This is a genomic window from Breznakibacter xylanolyticus, from assembly GCF_003254275.1.
Classification (GTDB): domain Bacteria; phylum Bacteroidota; class Bacteroidia; order Bacteroidales; family Marinilabiliaceae; genus Breznakibacter; species Breznakibacter xylanolyticus.
In genome coordinates this window covers 41656-58356 of sequence record NZ_QKZK01000007.1, presented here as the reverse complement: position 1 = coordinate 58356, position 16701 = coordinate 41656, and the positions used below count along the sequence as shown (strand labels likewise).

At 46.1% G+C, this 16701-nt stretch carries 23 protein-coding genes; all 23 read right to left on the bottom strand.

Annotation, left to right across the window (positions count from 1 at the left end; all coding sequences use genetic code 11):
- Window positions 1–257: 257 nt before the first annotated feature.
- Window positions 258–1082, bottom strand: coding sequence for a phage portal protein (locus LX69_RS05545; RefSeq protein WP_170124250.1), 825 nt, complete (start codon window positions 1080–1082; stop codon window positions 258–260).
- Between the two features lie 92 nt (window positions 1083–1174).
- Window positions 1175–2674 carry a hypothetical protein gene (locus tag LX69_RS17710; RefSeq protein ID WP_221621285.1) on the bottom strand — a complete coding sequence of 500 codons (1500 nt, stop codon included), beginning with the start codon at window positions 2672–2674 and terminating at the stop codon, window positions 1175–1177.
- Window positions 2671–3171 carry a helix-turn-helix domain-containing protein gene (locus LX69_RS05535; RefSeq protein WP_111444836.1) on the bottom strand — a complete coding sequence of 167 codons (501 nt, stop codon included), beginning with the start codon at window positions 3169–3171 and terminating at the stop codon, window positions 2671–2673. Before LX69_RS05535 ends, LX69_RS17710 begins: the two co-directional genes overlap by 4 nt.
- 21 nt (window positions 3172–3192) lie before the next feature.
- The gene (locus LX69_RS05530; protein WP_111444835.1) at window positions 3193–4602 is read right to left on the bottom strand and encodes an SAM-dependent methyltransferase; all 1410 of its coding nucleotides are present in this window, start codon (window positions 4600–4602) and stop codon (window positions 3193–3195) included.
- Window positions 4559–5029 carry a hypothetical protein gene (locus tag LX69_RS05525; protein WP_111444834.1) on the bottom strand — a complete coding sequence of 157 codons (471 nt, stop codon included), beginning with the start codon at window positions 5027–5029 and terminating at the stop codon, window positions 4559–4561. The genes LX69_RS05530 and LX69_RS05525 overlap by 44 nt, the downstream gene beginning before the upstream one ends.
- Complete coding sequence (locus tag LX69_RS05520; protein WP_111444833.1) at window positions 5010–5237, bottom strand: hypothetical protein; 228 nt, start codon at window positions 5235–5237, stop codon at window positions 5010–5012. The genes LX69_RS05525 and LX69_RS05520 overlap by 20 nt, the downstream gene beginning before the upstream one ends.
- Before the next feature lie 41 nt (window positions 5238–5278).
- Entirely contained in the window at window positions 5279–5515 is a 237-nt protein-coding gene (locus LX69_RS17520) for a hypothetical protein (RefSeq protein WP_146260647.1), read from the bottom strand.
- A gap of 58 nt (window positions 5516–5573) precedes the next feature.
- Window positions 5574–5969 carry a YopX family protein gene (locus LX69_RS05515; protein ID WP_111444832.1) on the bottom strand — a complete coding sequence of 132 codons (396 nt, stop codon included), beginning with the start codon at window positions 5967–5969 and terminating at the stop codon, window positions 5574–5576.
- Window positions 5970–6094: 125 nt separating this feature from the next.
- The gene (locus LX69_RS05510) at window positions 6095–6334 is read right to left on the bottom strand and encodes a hypothetical protein (protein WP_111444831.1); all 240 of its coding nucleotides are present in this window, start codon (window positions 6332–6334) and stop codon (window positions 6095–6097) included.
- Window positions 6335–6473: 139 nt separating this feature from the next.
- Entirely contained in the window at window positions 6474–7064 is a 591-nt protein-coding gene (locus LX69_RS05505) for a P-loop NTPase family protein (RefSeq protein ID WP_111444830.1), read from the bottom strand.
- Entirely contained in the window at window positions 7042–7902 is an 861-nt protein-coding gene (locus LX69_RS05500) for a hypothetical protein (protein WP_111444829.1), read from the bottom strand. The genes LX69_RS05505 and LX69_RS05500 overlap by 23 nt, the downstream gene beginning before the upstream one ends.
- A gap of 12 nt (window positions 7903–7914) precedes the next feature.
- Window positions 7915–8316: a single-stranded DNA-binding protein gene (locus LX69_RS05495; RefSeq protein WP_111444828.1), complete on the bottom strand. Its 402-nt coding sequence runs from the start codon at window positions 8314–8316 to the stop codon at window positions 7915–7917.
- A 5-nt stretch (window positions 8317–8321) separates the two neighbouring features.
- Window positions 8322–8762 (bottom strand): JAB domain-containing protein, encoded by a 441-nt coding sequence (locus LX69_RS05490; RefSeq protein ID WP_111444827.1) that lies wholly within the window; start codon window positions 8760–8762, stop codon window positions 8322–8324.
- Between the two features lie 10 nt (window positions 8763–8772).
- The gene (locus LX69_RS05485; protein WP_111444826.1) at window positions 8773–9066 is read right to left on the bottom strand and encodes a hypothetical protein; all 294 of its coding nucleotides are present in this window, start codon (window positions 9064–9066) and stop codon (window positions 8773–8775) included.
- A gap of 103 nt (window positions 9067–9169) precedes the next feature.
- Window positions 9170–10765: a DUF4942 domain-containing protein gene (locus LX69_RS05480; protein WP_146260646.1), complete on the bottom strand. Its 1596-nt coding sequence runs from the start codon at window positions 10763–10765 to the stop codon at window positions 9170–9172.
- 84 nt (window positions 10766–10849) lie between these two features.
- A complete protein-coding gene (locus LX69_RS05475) occupies window positions 10850–12502 on the bottom strand; it encodes a DEAD/DEAH box helicase (protein ID WP_111444825.1) in 1653 nt (550 codons plus the stop codon).
- Window positions 12475–12888, bottom strand: coding sequence for a recombination protein NinG (locus LX69_RS05470; RefSeq protein WP_111444824.1), 414 nt, complete (start codon window positions 12886–12888; stop codon window positions 12475–12477). Before LX69_RS05470 ends, LX69_RS05475 begins: the two co-directional genes overlap by 28 nt.
- Before the next feature lie 45 nt (window positions 12889–12933).
- Window positions 12934–13641 (bottom strand): DUF2303 family protein, encoded by a 708-nt coding sequence (locus LX69_RS05465; RefSeq protein WP_111444823.1) that lies wholly within the window; start codon window positions 13639–13641, stop codon window positions 12934–12936.
- Window positions 13628–14062 carry a hypothetical protein gene (locus tag LX69_RS05460; RefSeq protein ID WP_111444822.1) on the bottom strand — a complete coding sequence of 145 codons (435 nt, stop codon included), beginning with the start codon at window positions 14060–14062 and terminating at the stop codon, window positions 13628–13630. The genes LX69_RS05465 and LX69_RS05460 overlap by 14 nt, the downstream gene beginning before the upstream one ends.
- A complete protein-coding gene (locus LX69_RS05455) occupies window positions 14046–14474 on the bottom strand; it encodes a hypothetical protein (RefSeq protein WP_111444821.1) in 429 nt (142 codons plus the stop codon). Before LX69_RS05455 ends, LX69_RS05460 begins: the two co-directional genes overlap by 17 nt.
- Window positions 14474–14866: a hypothetical protein gene (locus LX69_RS05450; protein WP_111444820.1), complete on the bottom strand. Its 393-nt coding sequence runs from the start codon at window positions 14864–14866 to the stop codon at window positions 14474–14476. Before LX69_RS05450 ends, LX69_RS05455 begins: the two co-directional genes overlap by 1 nt.
- A gap of 11 nt (window positions 14867–14877) precedes the next feature.
- Complete coding sequence (locus tag LX69_RS05445) at window positions 14878–15513, bottom strand: PD-(D/E)XK nuclease-like domain-containing protein (protein ID WP_111444819.1); 636 nt, start codon at window positions 15511–15513, stop codon at window positions 14878–14880.
- Window positions 15510–16697: a hypothetical protein gene (locus tag LX69_RS05440; protein ID WP_111444818.1), complete on the bottom strand. Its 1188-nt coding sequence runs from the start codon at window positions 16695–16697 to the stop codon at window positions 15510–15512. Before LX69_RS05440 ends, LX69_RS05445 begins: the two co-directional genes overlap by 4 nt.
- Window positions 16698–16701: the final 4 nt, after the last annotated feature.

Genomic DNA, 16701 nt, shown 5'->3' with positions numbered 1-16701 from the left:
TTCGAGTTCGGATTTGTGTACTACAGATTTTCGCTTTGTAAAGGTAGCGTAATGACGCTAGCTCTCCACTAAACACGGTAATAACCGCTATAGATTCCCGTTTCGGGGTTGGTGCGCATGGATACTTTGAAATACATGCCCCAAAGTAAACATGTAAACCGCTGATATACAATACCCCCTTGTGTACTACAAATGATTTTTCGAAAATTCAGACACTGATTATCAATGTATTACAAAAGCAAATAGAGCAAAAGAGCCTATTTTGAGGTGAAAAAAGGTGTTTTTTTAATGAATTTTGGATGGAAAGCTGCAAGATGGGTTAATACTTGAACTTTGTGCCATTCCGGATATTTCTGCTGATAGTAAACGACAGGGATTTTTTTGGATGTGTTGGTTTCTTCTTTTACGATGGTAACTGTTTCACCCTTTTCAAATACGATGGTTTTTTCCGCTGTGTAGGTCTCTAAAACCGTTATCTTTTTTCCATCCCTCTCGATTAAGTATTCGCGAGAGAAGGCCATCATGTCTCCATATTCGTCGTAAAGGGGGATGAGCTTATTGCCGTCAGATGGTTTCAGGAGCTTGCATTTTGGGCGAAGGTTAGTGTTCGCGTTTTCCCAATATTCTTCATCCTTGGCCAAATACCACAACTCGGCCACCTCACATTCTGAGAATAGCGTTCGAGCTAATTCACGGTTCTTGTAGTCAAGTTTGTTATCCTTCCACAATTTTTTCACCATGTCAACCAGCCTTATTTGCTTGTCACCTTCTGCATCTGAACGCAGCTTAACAGGGTTTCCGAGTACGAAGCCAATGGTTCGCTCGACTATCAACATTTGAAGTGGTACTGCTATCCTGGCCACTTCTTCCTGTTTGTCGGAATAGGTGATATTTCCGGCTGCATCTTTGCCTGTGGCTTTTTTGACCGTTTTCTTGGGGCGTTTCGATTCGTCGAACACATCATGTTGGAGCGGGTCGATTTGCTTGGCAATATCTTCGGCTGATACTTTTGGGGTTGCTTTGGCTGTCAGCTTTTTATAAGCTTCGTCGGGAGTGAGGGCGAGGATGTCTGCTATGACCATGACCTTTTTTTGATTGCCAAGATAGACCACGAAAAAACAGACAATAATGGGACGAGGGTTTAATCTGTCACCATTTGCCATTAAGTGAACGATTAAAAAAACACCCCGCTCAAATCCTGCACTTCTTCCTCCCTTTTGTCGTGCGGATAGAAGGTGTTGGCCAATGAATCAGAATAGTCGGTGGATCGTCGCAACCTCTTTTTGATGTCGTCCTTTGGTTCAATAATGATGGAGCCGTTTGACTGGAATTTCCATTTGATTTCAGTGAGTTCTTCGGTTAATTCGTCGCAAGGAGGGAGGCAAGGGTTTTGCTCATTGGCCGGGTTTAACCAGTCACGAACAGCCCAGAATAAATATGCCCGCATATTGGCGAATCGATAAACTCCTGTCACATCAGTCAAACCTTCGGCTCCTTCCGAGAACTTGCACGAAAAGGCGTTTTTGTAGCCCAGTTCATCCAAACGGGAATAAACCCCGGCACCTTCGCCAATGGTGTCAATGAAGGCTTTGTTGGATGGATGTTTCAACAGGTTTGCAAGCTTTCCGGCTACCAACATGTGATCAGCACTTCCGGCCGTTCCCACTATTTCAAGTTTCTCGACAAAGTGATCCATGCGATGGCAAAAGATTGAATTGTCCCGTCCCATGCCGGCCACATCGGCACCAATGCGGACGGGTGTTACCGGTTTTCTGGCTCGCTTCCATCGTTCCTGTGCCAGGTCAATCCATTCCAATGGGATAAGGGTATCTTCGGCCACTTCGGGGAACATACCTCGTACCTTGACCCGGAATAGGTCGTTGGGACGATAAAGCAATCCATCAAATTCGAAATCGCCCTTCGCTTCGGTGAAGTTCGACTCTTCAATTCTTTGGCACCAAGCTTCCACTTTATCTTTGACCCACTCGTAATCGACCTGTCCTGGAATGACAATTCTCTTTTGAATGACGTTGGGAGAACTCAAACTATCCAATCGAAATTTCTTCCATCTGGGTGATTTTTGGGACTTGGCCGCATAGCCTGTTGTGTTGTTAGGGTTGAATACTATCAGTATTCGTGAGTTTCCCTGCAGGTTTCCTTCAATGGCGTTGAAGATGGTTTCCTCAATCCCCGAAGCCTCAGTAATGACGAACATGGTGTTGGCGGCGTGAAAACCAGACCACGCTTCGTGGTTATCCTTTGACGCTTTAAAGCCTGTTAAGAACCATTCCTCGTTTTCTGTACGGATGTCGTACCCGACCAGCCGTCCCGGCAAAACCTTGGCTCGTGAATACAGCCGTGATACTTCCGGGAACATGATGTTCTTCACCTGACGGTCGGTTGGGGCTGTCATGGCCACTTTGGTATTCTCCACCATCTCTCCAGCAGCATTGTATCGGGGTGTGAGGTACATAAAGCACATGGAAGCCACGGCAGCGATGAAGTCCTTCCCCCGAGCGGTTCCCGAGCAAACCGACACCCTAGGTTGGTTTTGCACAGCCGAAAGAATGGCTTGCTGTTCCGGGTCTAGGTTCACCTTTAAAACATCACAGGCAAACTTGTTCCAGTCTGCCTGCCATGCCTTGAATAGCTTTATGTATTGCTCTTTTATCACTCTCCTGTGGCTGATTTCATTAATTCCTGAAACAGATTTGTCTCTACATCGAACTTTTGAGGGGCGTTGATGCCAAATATTTTGCATCGTTGCTCAATACACCACTTGATGCCATCTAAGAATCTGGGATCTCCAACACGACTTTCTTCATTGTCTGTTTTTTCAATGTCGTTGACTTGGTTGGGTGTGCCTTTTTTCTTTGTGACAGACTTCTTTACAGGTTGACACGACTTTTCGTAGCCATCCCAGTATGTTTTTTCAAGTCGGTCAATCTTCGCCAGTTCAATAAATTTTTGATGGTCGATGAGCTCATTTCGGCTTGCTTCCCATTCTTTCAATAGTTTCTTAATCTCGTTGGACACCGTTGTGTGTGTGATGCTTCGCCCTGTTCGATGATTTACCTCGTGGGCGATTTCACGATATGACCGTCCTTTTGTGTAGAGTTCGGCGATGAGGGTCAGGTCGCTTTCTCTTTCGCCTTTACTTCTGTGTGCCATGTTGTAAAGTTGTATCGTAAATTATTCAAATGATTGTTCGTCCAATCCATCAACCTCTATCTCTGTAAAATTGTCTTTGATGGTCTTTGGGTCTCCTTTGAAGAACACCAAGACATTTTGGTGGCATTTCCCAACCTTTCTCGATGTGCTAAACTGTTTTCCTACTCTGATAGGCAAACTTCCTGCGACGTTCACAAGAATCATTTCGTTGTAATACTTTGCTCCTGCATTTTCAAAGCATTCGATTGTGTAACCCACAAAGTCGCGGTAAAAACCTTTTTCGTCTCTCACGTCTCCGACCACAAAGCATGCAAATCGGTTCTCTTTTAGTCGTGACACAGACTCACTGATGATTTTTGCATAGTCACGTTTGAAGTCTTCCCATTCCATATTCGATAGGTCACCTTCCTTTTCAGAGTAAACCTCTAAATCGAAATAAGGAGGGCATGAATAGACCATGTCAAATTGATTGCTGACCAACTGAGGTATGTCACAGCTGTTCCCTATAATCCAGTTGGGCATGTTGTTTGCGACTAATCTTTGCCCCTGCTTAATGTTCGCTTCAATCTGCTCTGCTCGCAGGTCGATACCTGTATAGTGATAACCAAGGTATGATGCAACAATTCCCCTTACGGAACCTCCGGCAAAAGGGTCGAGTATGGTTCCTCCGTTTGGGCAAAACCATTTGTATGACAATTCACACAATACAGGATCGAATATTGAAAGCATAGCGCCTGTTTCCGTCACAGCCAGATTTGATTCCTTTGGCATCATGTCCATCAAATAATCCTCTTCGAATTCTTTGTTGGATAATTTCCTACCGACTTTAGTTTCAGCCATGGTTTTGTATTCATAATAGCGGGGCACAGACCCGGATAAAGCACCAGACACTTTCATTTTGTCCCTGCCTCCCTCTTCGCTTCGAATCCCAAGGTTGATCCATGCGTTTTTCCTGTTTTGCCAATATCCTTGCCTTGAATCCAGTACTGAAAAAGGAGGAATAATGAACCGCTCTGCCAGACTGGCTTTAGCCTCTTCGTGTTTCGCTATTGCCAACTTCTTGTCATCCTCTGTCAGTTCTATATTCCAACCATCAAGTTCTAATTTCTCCCAATCTTCTCGCAGCAGATCTTCATTCCATTCACTCAGGTCGGATGCGTGGTTGTCTGCAAATGCCAATTGTTGTCTTCTCGGATCATCGGGTGACAAATCATTGCGTTTGACAACAACCAACTCGTTGCCGTCTGTTTCAATCACTTTCACTGGCCTGTCTCCCCATTGTTCGAATACTCCGTTGCCAGCAATAATCTGCCCTTCTTTATCTACCAGTATCGACCGCCCTGCCCCCAACTCGTCAACAGACTTCTTAATTATTTGCTTGTTCGCCTCATTGTGTTTCCGATAATTCCTTTCGTCCAACTTTATTTCCATTTGATAGTGTTTTACTGATTTCATTGTAAATATATTCGGCCTCGCTGCGAAAGCTTTTATAGGCTTTCAGGTATATCTTCACACTTGATAAAATGTGAGAGATTTGTGTGGCATGGCAATTCAAGAGTGCTGCCATCTTTTGACGCAGCCCTTTTCTCAGTGGGCGCTTATCGCCTTGGAAGTAATCGGAGTCATAAATCTGAACAAACACAGATGCAAACAATGCCTGTAAGTGACTTTTTTCTGAATCAGGAGGTAGGTTCAGGTGCGTTATGCCCTTGATACGGCAAAAGATGGTGAACACGGTGAGCATTTCCAATCCGTCAAGCTTTTTAGGTGCGTCAGCTTTCAGTTCGTCGGCTATTGACGGGTATTTCTCCGCCAACCGTTGGTACACTCTTTTGTAGTTAATTCGATTTTCTTTCATTGGTTTGGGTGTTAAGTGATACAAAGGGTTCGTTGATGGTGTTACCCTGCTTAATTTGGCCTTCTGTCGCCAGCTGGCTAATGGCTTTTTCTATTCGCTTTCGAGCCACATACAGGATTTCTGATTGTAGTGCATGGGTGGGGAAGATGTGTTTCTTCTCTTTGCCTTCCTGGATGTCTTGGATGATTTTGAGTACTTCGGTTTTCATTGGCTTAAGGGATTTAAAAAGCCCTCCGGTTGGGGAGAGCTTTAGTCGTTGTCGATAATGTATTTATGTCCAAGGATGCTGACAGATGGGACTGTCTTTTTAATGCCGTTGTACGTTTTGTTTCGCTCGTTGGCGTATTGCTGTATTGGGATTGGATTCAGATAGATGCAGCATAGTTCAATCAATTGAACCAATCCGTCGTTACTCCAATACCCGGCATGGATGCTATTACCCAATTTAGAGAGTGATAACCGCTCGTAATCTGATAGTTGTTTCATGGTTCATAAATTGAACTGGGGATATTAGTATGTTAGGGGCAAGCATAGGGCGAATTCATCACGACTGATTAGGTAGAGCATGTTCGCATAATTCAGGCGTTTCATAGAAATTACCAATAACCTCAGCTTTTAAATCGAAAGAAATACATATTTCAAAATATTTTTCAAGCGTTCCCCATCTGCCAAATTGATTCTGGAGTAGAAACAATCCATTATCAAAATAAACAAAGTATTCGTTTGTTCCTTTTCCAATTCTTCTCAAAACATCTGATTCGTATATTTCAACGCCATAACCATCAATCATTCCTGTGAATTGGTCGATTGACTCTTTTACGACATGAAACTTTTCGCCATCGGATAAGATAAAAAACTCCTCTTTATCTTCAACAAGACTACCAAAAACAAAATCGCATGTTCTATATGATATTGCTCTGAATTTTATTACTCTTTTCATCTTGAAAATTTTTAACGATTAGAAATAATGCCAGCCCCTAACACACGTTATCACCAATGCCGCAGAAGGCTGTTCGCACATCGAAAGTCCTACACGTGCGGCACTGGTGATACCGCAGTCCGTTATCAGTCATTAAAAGAAAGACTGAGTTGAGGATCATTTTTTGTAAGCCTGAAAATTTCCTCTGTGTCAAAATCATATTGAAACCAAACTTCTGAAAACTTTTTCCAATATTGATCTAAACTAATAGCCATTACCCAACCACCACAATTTTTACAGTGAGTTTCTTTTTTAGGCATATTGTGCCAAACGGCATCACATTGCGGATCTGGACAAACTTTTATAACTCTATTTTGATTTTCCATTTTATGATCTAAATAATAAGGAGTAAAACAATTAACGACTGATAACACACGGTATCACCAATGCCGCAAGAAGGCTGTTCACGTATCGACAGTTCTGTAAAGTGCGGCACTGGTGATACCGTAGTCCGTTAGCATCGTTTCAACACCTCAAACTGTCCCCTTTAAACTTCACCACTCTGCATAGCCTAATGATTCGGTCAAAGGTTCTTTCGCCGTATCGATCGAGGAGCTGTTCTTCGTTTAAGTTTGTCGAGATAAACACCGGCCTTAGTTTCGATTCGGCAGCGTTGATGATTCGATTAAATCCCTCGTAATTTCCAGCGTAATCGTTGACCATCGATTCCACGCCGAGTTCGTCAATGCAAACGGACCAGTAGCGAGCCAATTGGTTAACGTTGTTTGGGATATCATCGGCGTGTGTTGGTCGTAAAACCAGCCCCAGGTGTTGAAACATCAGCACAGGTAACACGCCGGTTAGGATGGTTGATTTCCCACGGCCACAAGCTCCCATCAAAAAAAGTCCTTTCCCTTTGCTGTCGCTCATCCAGTCGATGATTTCTTCGTATTCGGGCAGGTGTTGGTAGGCCTTCACGCTGCTGTCAACCGCCATGAATGTTTTGCGGAACATCGTTCGGTTTTGGTCGTGGTTTCCCCACCAAAACTTGTAGCCCCGACGCAGGGGATCCACCTTTTGCTTGTGCAGGGCTTCAATTGCTTGATGTATTTCCATTGTTGAATCGTTTTAACAAGTCTGATTTGTGTGTTTCATCTTTGGGTTGAAGAATTTGGCCTGCGCGTTGTGCGCCTTGCTTCTTATCTTGATTGATTGGGTACACGTCTTGCCATTCCTTCCCCTTGGCGTGTTCTACTATCTGTTTGGCTTTTATCAGATTATCTCCGCTTATTTCTACCAGTTTCTTGACGAATTGTGTCAATCCAAACTGTGTTTTGTAGGGTTTCCCTATTGTTTTTCGGTAGGCAATCCAATCTTCAACTAAGGCTAAATAAGCTGTTGGGATGAACGATTTGTCCAATACCTCGGCCTTTTTTTTCTTTTTGGGTGCAGGAGTCATTTCCTTTGTTTCATTATCCTCTTCGGGGAATAATTCGCCTTTGGGGGATGAAGGGGGTTCTTCTTTCTTTTTATCTAGTCTTTCCTCTTTCCTCTTATTTAACTCATCCCCAACCTCGGCACCAACCTCCGCCCGAACCTCGGCACTAACCTTGGCACTAACCTTGGTAAATTTTCCCAAGGTCTTAACCTCTTCCTCAACCTCGGCACTAACCCTGGTAAATTCTCCAAAGGTGTAGCTGACATTTGCCGCTCCGTTGGTTGTTTTAAAATCAATCGCATTGGTTTGCTTTAATCGGTTCCTTGCATTCGCGAGCGTTTTAAAGCTGACGCCTAAATCGGAACAGATTTTAGCGTTGTTCCGCTTGAAGGAATCCGGCCAGCCGCAGATGTTGGCTACTTTCATCAGATAAAAGTAAAGCGCGATTTCCGTAGTGCTGTATTGGTTGCCTTCATGCAAAACCCAGAACATGTTTATTCGCTCGATATATGTCATGGCTTGGATAGATTAAAATGGTAAATCGTCCTCAGTATTGTCCGTCATCGGTTCCTGAGGTTGTTGGGCGTTTGGGTGTGTTGTTTCTGTGCGTGGTCCGCCAAGGAACTCGATCTTTTCGGCCACCACCTCGGTCACGTAGTGTTTGTTGCCGTCTTTGTCGTCGTAGGACCAGGACTTCAATTTCCCCTCCACATACAGCTTTGTCCCTTTCTTGACATATTTCTCAACCACCTCTGCCAGCTGCCGCCAAACGGCTACCTTGTGCCAGTCGGTGGTCTCTTTTCGTTCTCCGTTTTTGTCGGTGAAGCGTTCGCTGGTGGCGATGCTCAGCTGTGCGTACTTTATACCGTTGGTTTCACCTGTTTTGGGGTCGGTGCCAACGTTGCCGGTTAAGATGACTTTGTTTGCCATGTGTTTTAGATTTCACCATTATCAGCCATGCTGTAATAGTCGGTTTTGGTTATGATTAAATGGTCGTTAAGACTAATGTTGAAAAGATTTAATGCTTTGCGCACTTCTTTTGTCGATATTATGTCGTCGGGCGATGGCGTATTGTTACCCGATGGGTGGTTGTGCGCCAATATCACCTGTTTGGCGTTGCTTTTTATGGCAGCTGCCGCAATGAGGCGTTTATCCACAAAGGCCGATCCTCCCGTTCCGTGGCATAAGTTCACCACACCCAACACTTTTGCCGAAGCATTCAAAAGCATTAGGTGAATCTCTTCTTTCAACTCAATGGTGTCGGTGTCGAAAAACGGTTTAAACACTGTTGCTGCATCTTTAGAGCATCTTACCTGAGGCCTGTCTTTAGTCCGTTGCTTGGTTTTGTAAACCAGTTTTATTTCTGATACTTTCATGTGTTTGGGTTTAAAAGTGTATGCCCGGTATAGGCCATAAATCAAACAGGGTGCATTGGTACGTTGTGCCGTTCTTCCACCAGTTATCGTCTTTGAAGTGTTCAACGGTACACGCCACCTGTTCCCCTTTTATTTCATTTATCCTTACGGTGTCGCCGTAACAATAGCCTTGCCCGGTAAGTATTACCGTGTGCATTTGTGCCAAGCCGCCTTGTTCGGGCATCCAGTGGGGGAATATGGCCTTCCAGGGCAGTTCTTTGGGTTTGGGCGGTGGTTCCGGAAAACGGAGGGTTAGCTGAGTCATGTTTCAATATCTGAATGGGGTGAAATGAATTTCGCCTTTTCGGGGGTGCGTGCCCGGGAACTTGACGCTCACCGGGATGCGGTATCTGATTGTACTCTTTTGCTTATCCATAAACCACCATTCCTTTCTTGGGTGCACGTTCGGTGCCTTTCCTTTTCGTGTCAGTTTGCGCGGGAAGTCGCCAACCTTTAATCTCTGCCACTTTTCGGTTGAATAGCTCCCACACCTTTTCATCTTTAAACTCAAAGTGCATGGTGCCTTTCTTGTAGCCACGTACCCGGAAGAAACCCCAGTCGTGCCATTCGCCCCATGTGGTACCTGTGTGATCGATTTCCACTTCTATTCCTCTCTTTGCAAGTGATTCCTTGGTGTTTTGTGCACCATTGTAACCATCCCTGTCTCTGAATGAATACTGATGGCCACCCATCAATTTCCCGTTGCTTACACGACGGAGATGTATTGGAAATTCAAAGTAATTGCGGAGAGGGATTTGGTCATCATAGCTTTCACCCGTAAGAAGGCAAAGAGCCTTAATGATGTCATCCATTCGGTCTCCACGGTCGTAACGGATTTTAATACTATCGCTTGGCCATCTGCTATCGTACTCACAGATGTATGGATGGATAAAACGTCGGTTCACCTTGTACCCTGAGTTTGTTTTCCATCCCTCACCTGCTGAGTTGTTGCTGTCGGCAAATGAGCAAATCCGTTCAAAGGCCTGTACCAACACCTGATTCATTCGGTCGGCGTGAGTGCCTATCAAGAGGTGTAGCATGCGTTGGATATTTCCCATGGTAAACGGCACGTTCGATTGCTTCTCAATGAAGGAGTTCAAGTCTTCCCGTATCTTGGAGGTGATATACTTGTCCATGTTGAGCCGATTGAAAACGGTTCGCCATGCCGATTTTTGCAATTCTTTTTTAAACTCATCTCGGTTGATTTCGGAGCGGTAATTCCCTTTTTGATGAAAGGCGCCAAACTCGATGCGACTGGCTCCGTTGATGGGTTTAATCAGATTTGTGATTTCGTTGTTAGCATCCATCACCTTGTTGAATACCTTCACTGCTCCAACATATCGGTTCACAATGTCCCTGATTTCATTGAAGCGCATCACCCCGTTTTCTCCATCCTCCTCTTCGCTGTCGTTCATATCAAAGTAGCCTTCAAACTCTGTATCTTCCGATGTGCGGGGCTTGAAAAGGTTGACAATCGATACTTCTGCATCGGTCTTTCGGTCGGCATCCGAAAACGCACTGCCGATGTCTTGTGAATAGCCATGGTCGGATATGGTTTTCAATAGTTCCTTTCGGCTCCTTGAATAATCCTTTCTCAGGGTATCAGAATTACAGAGAGAGATAATTCGGCATCCCTCCGGGGCAATTTCGTAGGCATGTAGGATGTGTTTTTCATCGGCCGAAAAAGGTGGGTTCATAATGATAAAATCCACATGGCTTATCTGTTCCGATGTGACTCTTAAGAAGTCGTTGCCAATGAACCGCCCTTTGCTTGCCGCTATTCGGGACAAATCGGGGTGCAGTTCACAACAGAGCAATTCCTTTGGCGCAAACTTGGCGCAATAGTCGAGAATGGCTCCGCTGCCGGCGCTTGGTTCTAAAATCGTTCGACCGCTTAAGTCGATTTCTGCGAGCATGGTATCTAAAACATGCTCGGGGGTAGGGTAAAAATCCTTGTTAAACATTACTTTTGTATTTGGATTGTAAAAATGTGCCCCTCTTGTTCAACCTCGGACTGTATCCTTGTGTGATGGCAATTGGGGCATTTTTTATTTCGGGTTGAATAAGCTCATGACCGACTCCATGATGGAGGTTTCCACTTCGTCAACCGCACCCACAATGGTGTTGGCGATGCTCCGTTTCTCCTCTATCACTTTGTAAATCCATTCATCGATGGTGTCTTTACCTAAAAAATAGATGCATTGGACGCTGTCTTTCTGCCCAATTCGATGGCATCTATCTTCACATTGTTCACTATCGGCCGGATGCCAGGGCTGTTCTACAAAGGCCACCCGCGAGCTGGCCGTGAGGGTAATTCCCACGCCGGCGGCTTTGATGGAGCATATAATGATTTGCGTGTCTGGGTCTTTCTGAAATGAGTCGATGTTTCGTTGCCGTGTCTGCATGTCGTCATCACCAAGGATGGTAACAGCCGATGGGAAGAACTTCAAAAGCATCTGAGCCACTTCCTTTAGGTGGACGAATACCACAATCTTTTCGCCCGATTCGATCACGTCTTTCACGTAATCCACCACATCGTTTATTTTCCCACGTGCCGATATGTTTTTCAATACCCCAATCCTTACCATCACTTCGCCCTTCATCGAACGGGCAACCTGTTCGTCGGTGGCTTGGCGGTATAGCTTCAGATACTTTTCAAGGTCGGCCAACGCATCGCGGTACTCTTTTCGGGTGGTGATATCGCAATAGGCTATCTGTCTCATCTTAGCCGGGAGGTCTTTCAGTACTTCCGTTTTTTCACGCCGATAGAAGCAGTTTTTTCTAAGTAGGAAGTTCAGCTCTTTCAAGTTGGTGCCGCCTTCCTGGCAATATCTATCCACAAAATGCTTGTGCCCGCCGAACACTTTCAACTGGTCGATGATGCCCAGTTGTGAAACCAAATCGCGGGGTTTGTTTACCACGGGTGTACCTGTCAGAGCTAAGATGTACTCCTTGCCGGATGCGACCCCTTTTACAATTTTGCTTTGTTGTGTGGATGCGTCTTTTACTCGGTGGCTTTCGTCTATGATTACCGATTTTATGATGTTGATATTCTCTTTGAATCTGATTTGGTCGAGTCTTAATGGACCACCGTTGTTGATGATGGAAGCCACGAAGTATTTCTTCAAACTTTCGTAGTTGGTGATAAATACGTCCACCATGGCACTCACCCCGAACAGGTTGTTTTTAGGGTTGGCAAACAGGTGCCAGGTATCACGGTTTCGGTCGTTGAGTATCATGGCCTTTTTCCCTGCCCACATTGTCCATTCCCGTTGCCAGTTTATTTTTAATGATGACGGGCAAATGACCAGGCATGGGAAGGCGTTGGCTCCCGTGATGGTTGCAATGGCTTGACCTGTTTTACCTAAGCCCGGCTGGTCGCCCACAATCAACCGCTTAAAGTTCAACGAACACGCTATTCCCGTTTTTTGGTAAGGGAACGGTGTCATGTTCAGCGGGATGTCGATGGTCAGTTCGGGCATGGGAGGAATATCACCAACCAATTCGGGCTTTTGCGCTGCCTTTGGTGTGCCGTACTTGGCCATCAATCGGTCAACCTTTGCTCGTTCTGAAACAGGCACAGTCCAAAGTTTTTTGGTGGGGTTCCACCGTCTGCCCGGTATGGTTTTGATGTCGTTAACTATCGAGGCTTTGTCCTGGAACGAAAGCTCGATTAAACCGTTTTGCTCAATAGCGTGCATTTTTCTTCCTTTAGGCGTTTGACTTCTCGTTGGTAATGCTCTATCATCGCTTTGGCTTCAAAGTCGGTGAATTTGGCTGTGTGATGCTTTTTCACGTACAGGTCGTCAATGACGTTTGCCCCGTACTTTTTCATCAATCCCCTCATGTAGCCAATGTTGTTCCCTTCGTCAAAGCGGTTGCAGCTTCGGCATTGGCCATTGCAGTTCTTTTCAGAATAGCGAAGGCTCATGTGTTGGCGGTTCACGAAGTGGCCGCAATCGCCTTCTGTCCAATGCACCAGCTTTCCGCAGCTGATGCACATGAAGTATCCGTCTTTGTTGGCATCCCTTAACCGGATGAATTGGGAAAAAACGGTGTCGAGCTTTCGGGTGAGGGTTTTGTTCATGGGCTTAAAATGAAAAGAGAGGCGCTTGGCCTCTCTTGGGGTTGGTTACTCTTCAATAATCACTATCTCCGGTGCAATTTCTTCGATTCGCTTCAACTGTTCGTCAATCGCACTTTCACGAAGGTTATGGACGATGTCGTTCACCTCGGGCGATACGAAAGAACAGGAATATGAATCGGGGCTGATGTAAATCTCCACCTCGAACCGTTTGGCCGGTTGCCCTTTAAAGATGGGCACGTTCAGATAGAACTTTTCGGGGATGCTGGACGAAATCACCTTTTGAGCAATCATCATCTTGTAGTCGCCTCGGTTGTTATCCGATTTTTCGGCTTCCTTCTCTACCTTCACTCGGATGTCTTGTAGTTCCTTGCTGAGCTTCATGGCCACCTCTTTGCTTTCGAAACAAGAGCGGTTCATCTTCACAAATTCCGACAGTTGTTTGGTCGTCCACCCTTCGCCAGTGTTGATGTTCCACTTCTTGAAGTCGGGATGCATCTCCAAGCTGCCTGTCACCCAGTCCTGGTAATGGTTGGTTTCATCCATCACCAATAGAATCTTCATGTCAGCTCTGTTCACCAGTATGTGACATTTGAGCTGGGTGATGACATCTACCCGTTTTTCGAGCCATCGCGCCACGCTGTCGATGGTGCCGTGGATGCTGACCGGCTTGGGTTCTTTCAGTTCCAAGGCTTTTCCTTGCCTGATTTCGAGGGTTTTGACACCGCCCTCAACGGTCACGTTAATTGTCTCCATTTGCTGTTAATTCTTTAAGGTTAAAAACTAATCCACGGCAGTACAAATCGCCGTCTTCAAAAATGTCGAACGTGGCGTGGGGGATGTCGCTTTTCATCAGCCAGCTGCAATCGGGATCTTTGGGTCCCCATACCGCATCTACTTTTGCCGCATTGGCGATGAGTCGTTTGTAATGTGGGCAGTTGTCATCGTCACATTCGTTCAGTAAAAGGCCGTGTTCATTGAAGTAAGCTGTGCCGCCGTCCCATGCCGGAATTTCATCGTTGATGACTCCGCACAAGTTCATGTAATCATCGCTTCGCCCCAGCACCACCACCAGATGGTTTTCACTTGCTAAAAGGCATTCGTCAGGTCTGATTTCTCTGCGGTATTCGCGGCCGTTAATCATATCTGCCAACTCTTCTTTAGTAATCTGTGCCATTGCGTTTGATGGTTAAAATGGATGTTTGTTTTTCTTCGGGCAATAATGGGCGGGTACCCACGCAGTATCCGTTCACGTCGTAGATAAACATGAGGTTCGATTCCTGTTCGTCCATCAGGAACACCGTTCCTCGCTGGCTTACCGATTCAAACTGGATGGTTCGTATCAGCTCCGACCGCCGTTCGTTCAACTCCTTTATCTTTTTTCGCAGCACGGCTGTTGCGTCTTTGAGTTGTGCTTTCAGGTCTTCAACCTCCATGTCTTTTTGGTAGAGTTCTGTTTTGCATTCGACCACTTCGTCGGGTTCGAGTTTGCGGGTGTAGTGTTCGTTTTCGAGCACCTTGTAACAGGTGTCTCTTAAAATCTCAGCCCGTCGGTGGATGGGCTCTGTGGCTAAAATCTGTTTTTGCATTAGCGTTGGCTTATTGGGTTTGACAATCTCATTTCTTCTTTGGCTTTAGATGTGAGGGTTCGCATCCAATCCAGTTGGTGGGTGGCGGTCCGGTTGAGGCGTTCCACCCAGTCGGCAACGTAGTTTTCATCGAAGGTGGCTGCATCAACCAACTTGCTGAGAACTGATGGCGGGATGTTGGCTTGCTTTCCCATCTCCCTCACGATGGAGGTGGAGAGGGCTTTGTTGCGGTGGTACTTCGAATCGGCAAGCATCTTACCTGTTCGGGCAATGTACACGGCCAAATCGTTGCCCCGTTCGGCAATCTCTTCGATGTTATCGCCCACCGTAATCTCCAAAAACGATTGGATGCTTTCGCATTCTGCCTTGATGGCGTGTAGTTCCTGTATCATGGTTTTGTGGTTTATGCAAACATCATCCAGTATTTAAAGGCTAAATCATCGACCTTCTCTTTTCCGCTTCGGTATAGTTCGTCGCCCCTTTTGATGGGTACTTTGAATACTTTGAAGTTGACTTTTGAAATGCCTATCAACACATCTTGGTTGCTTCCGGCCATGTCCATGTACCAAGCTCGTTGACGATCGTAGTCAAAGTGGTAAATGGCATCGACAAACTGTTTGTGTGTAGTGGCTGTGGTTGACTTTATGTCGCCACCCCATCCAAGCACGTCCATGAACAAGTCCCACTTGGAGCGGGTAGGGAGGTAGTATTCAAACCCGTCGGTCACGAAACGTTGGTTTGGGTTTATCATCACCTTCTGAGGGGTTGAACGCTCAAGCATATTGCGGCAAAAGTCGTCGCGCAAAAAGGCTTTCTTCATCTCGTTGGCTTTGTCGAAATCCTCTTGGGTGTATGGCTCGCCCGAACACTCCAACGTAGAGTAATTCACGCGGTGACTTTCTGTAATCATGCAATCGATCAGCGTGCCGAACTTGTAGGCGTTGGTCGGATCGGGCGAATCAACCGCATAGAGCATTTTTTTTAAAGCTGAAAGGTCGGAGTTGCTTACCTCCGACCTTCCGTAGTATGGGTCTTTCATTTGCGTGCCTGTACTTTGACCTGTTCTTTGTACTCGATGTAAGGGGTCTTGATGGTTTCGCTGTTCTTGTGGGCGTATTTCTCACAAAAGGCTTTCATCTGCCCCAGGGTCTTTTTGTCCAATTGGTCGATGGGGAGGTCTTTACCCTCCTTTTCAAACCAAAAGGAGAAAATCAATCCATAGGCTGCCGGATGCTTCACGATGATTTCGTATCCGGTGCGTTCCTTTGCCGGCTCACTTGTGGCCGTGGCGTCAAAGTGGGCTTGCATTTCGGCCGCTTTGGCTTTGGCATCGGCTTCGGCCTTGATTTTGGCATCTGCTTCGGCTTTCTCTTTGGCCAGACGATCGGCATCGTCTTTGGCTTTTTGGTCTTGCAGGGCTTTGAGTCGTGCCGCTTCCGCCTGGTTGGTTTTTTCAGCTTCGGCGATGGCTTCGAGTTCAGTTCGTCGTGATGGGATTTTGGTGGACAAATCGGCTTTGGCTTCCGCTACTTTGGCTTTGAATAGCTGTTTGTATTCATCGGCCTTGCCTTGCATGATCTGCGCCTTGATGGCTGCTTTTTCCTCTTTGCTGACGAATTGTGTTTGCACATTGGCCGTGAAGGCATCGTAAACCGCCTGCGAGAGGTTTTCGGGGATGGTTGCAATGCGGTGTGCTGTTTCGTCGAGCGTGTTCAGGGTGGTGGCGTTGAACCAATCGTGTAAGGTTTGCACAGCCGCACTGATGACGTTGGTGATGTAACTGCCCAGTTGTGTTTCGATACCGGCAGTAACGGTTGCCTTTTCCGTTTCGTAGGCTTTGAGGCGTTCGGCTTCTGCTTCCCTTTTCTTTTGTTCAGCCAGTTTGGCCGTTGCAAAGTTGTTACGTGCCTGCTGTATCTGTGCCACCACGCTTTCGGCTCGTTTGGGGTCGAGGGCTGCTTCAATGGTGGTGAACTCTTTTTTAAAGGCGTCCAACAGTTGGGTGATGGGCTTGCGTTGCTCCATGATCAGCTCCAGTGTTTTTCGCGCTTTCACCAGATAGGCGTTGGCTTCGTCGTCTTTTTGGTCGTTCATGCCTTCGGCCATCTTCAATATTAACGCCTGGCCGGCTTCGGTGGCTTTAACCACACGTGATTTGTTTTGCTCAAGCACCATGGGGGCTGAGGCTGTTATTTCCTGAAATTTTGCTAATTCGTTACTCATGGCT

Excerpts from the sequence above, each read along its gene's own strand:
- LX69_RS05495 (WP_111444828.1), bottom strand. The coding sequence starts at position 8,316 with ATGGCAAACAAAGTCATCTTAACCGGCAACGTTGGCACCGACCCCAAA.
- LX69_RS05520 (WP_111444833.1), bottom strand. The coding sequence starts at position 5,237 with ATGAAAACCGAAGTACTCAAAATCATCCAAGACATCCAGGAAGGCAAA.
- LX69_RS17520 (WP_146260647.1), bottom strand. The coding sequence starts at position 5,515 with ATGAAACAACTATCAGATTACGAGCGGTTATCACTCTCTAAATTGGGT.
- LX69_RS05500 (WP_111444829.1), bottom strand. The coding sequence starts at position 7,902 with ATGACATATATCGAGCGAATAAACATGTTCTGGGTTTTGCATGAAGGC.
- LX69_RS05455 (WP_111444821.1), bottom strand. The coding sequence starts at position 14,474 with ATGCAAAAACAGATTTTAGCCACAGAGCCCATCCACCGACGGGCTGAG.
- LX69_RS05535 (WP_111444836.1), bottom strand. The coding sequence starts at position 3,171 with ATGGCACACAGAAGTAAAGGCGAAAGAGAAAGCGACCTGACCCTCATC.
- LX69_RS05505 (WP_111444830.1), bottom strand. The coding sequence starts at position 7,064 with ATGGAAATACATCAAGCAATTGAAGCCCTGCACAAGCAAAAGGTGGAT.
- LX69_RS05475 (WP_111444825.1), bottom strand. The coding sequence starts at position 12,502 with ATGCACGCTATTGAGCAAAACGGTTTAATCGAGCTTTCGTTCCAGGAC.
- LX69_RS05525 (WP_111444834.1), bottom strand. The coding sequence starts at position 5,029 with ATGAAAGAAAATCGAATTAACTACAAAAGAGTGTACCAACGGTTGGCG.
- LX69_RS05465 (WP_111444823.1), bottom strand. The coding sequence starts at position 13,641 with ATGGAGACAATTAACGTGACCGTTGAGGGCGGTGTCAAAACCCTCGAA.
- LX69_RS05445 (WP_111444819.1), bottom strand. The coding sequence starts at position 15,513 with ATGAAAGACCCATACTACGGAAGGTCGGAGGTAAGCAACTCCGACCTT.
- LX69_RS05460 (WP_111444822.1), bottom strand. The coding sequence starts at position 14,062 with ATGGCACAGATTACTAAAGAAGAGTTGGCAGATATGATTAACGGCCGC.
- LX69_RS05485 (WP_111444826.1), bottom strand. The coding sequence starts at position 9,066 with ATGACTCAGCTAACCCTCCGTTTTCCGGAACCACCGCCCAAACCCAAA.
- LX69_RS05545 (WP_170124250.1), bottom strand. The coding sequence starts at position 1,082 with ATGGTCATAGCAGACATCCTCGCCCTCACTCCCGACGAAGCTTATAAA.
- LX69_RS05530 (WP_111444835.1), bottom strand. The coding sequence starts at position 4,602 with ATGGAAATAAAGTTGGACGAAAGGAATTATCGGAAACACAATGAGGCG.
- LX69_RS05490 (WP_111444827.1), bottom strand. The coding sequence starts at position 8,762 with ATGAAAGTATCAGAAATAAAACTGGTTTACAAAACCAAGCAACGGACT.
- LX69_RS05470 (WP_111444824.1), bottom strand. The coding sequence starts at position 12,888 with ATGAACAAAACCCTCACCCGAAAGCTCGACACCGTTTTTTCCCAATTC.
- LX69_RS05480 (WP_146260646.1), bottom strand. The coding sequence starts at position 10,765 with ATGTTTAACAAGGATTTTTACCCTACCCCCGAGCATGTTTTAGATACC.
- LX69_RS05450 (WP_111444820.1), bottom strand. The coding sequence starts at position 14,866 with ATGATACAGGAACTACACGCCATCAAGGCAGAATGCGAAAGCATCCAA.
- LX69_RS05515 (WP_111444832.1), bottom strand. The coding sequence starts at position 5,969 with ATGAAAAGAGTAATAAAATTCAGAGCAATATCATATAGAACATGCGAT.
- LX69_RS05440 (WP_111444818.1), bottom strand. The coding sequence starts at position 16,697 with ATGAGTAACGAATTAGCAAAATTTCAGGAAATAACAGCCTCAGCCCCC.
- LX69_RS05510 (WP_111444831.1), bottom strand. The coding sequence starts at position 6,334 with ATGGAAAATCAAAATAGAGTTATAAAAGTTTGTCCAGATCCGCAATGT.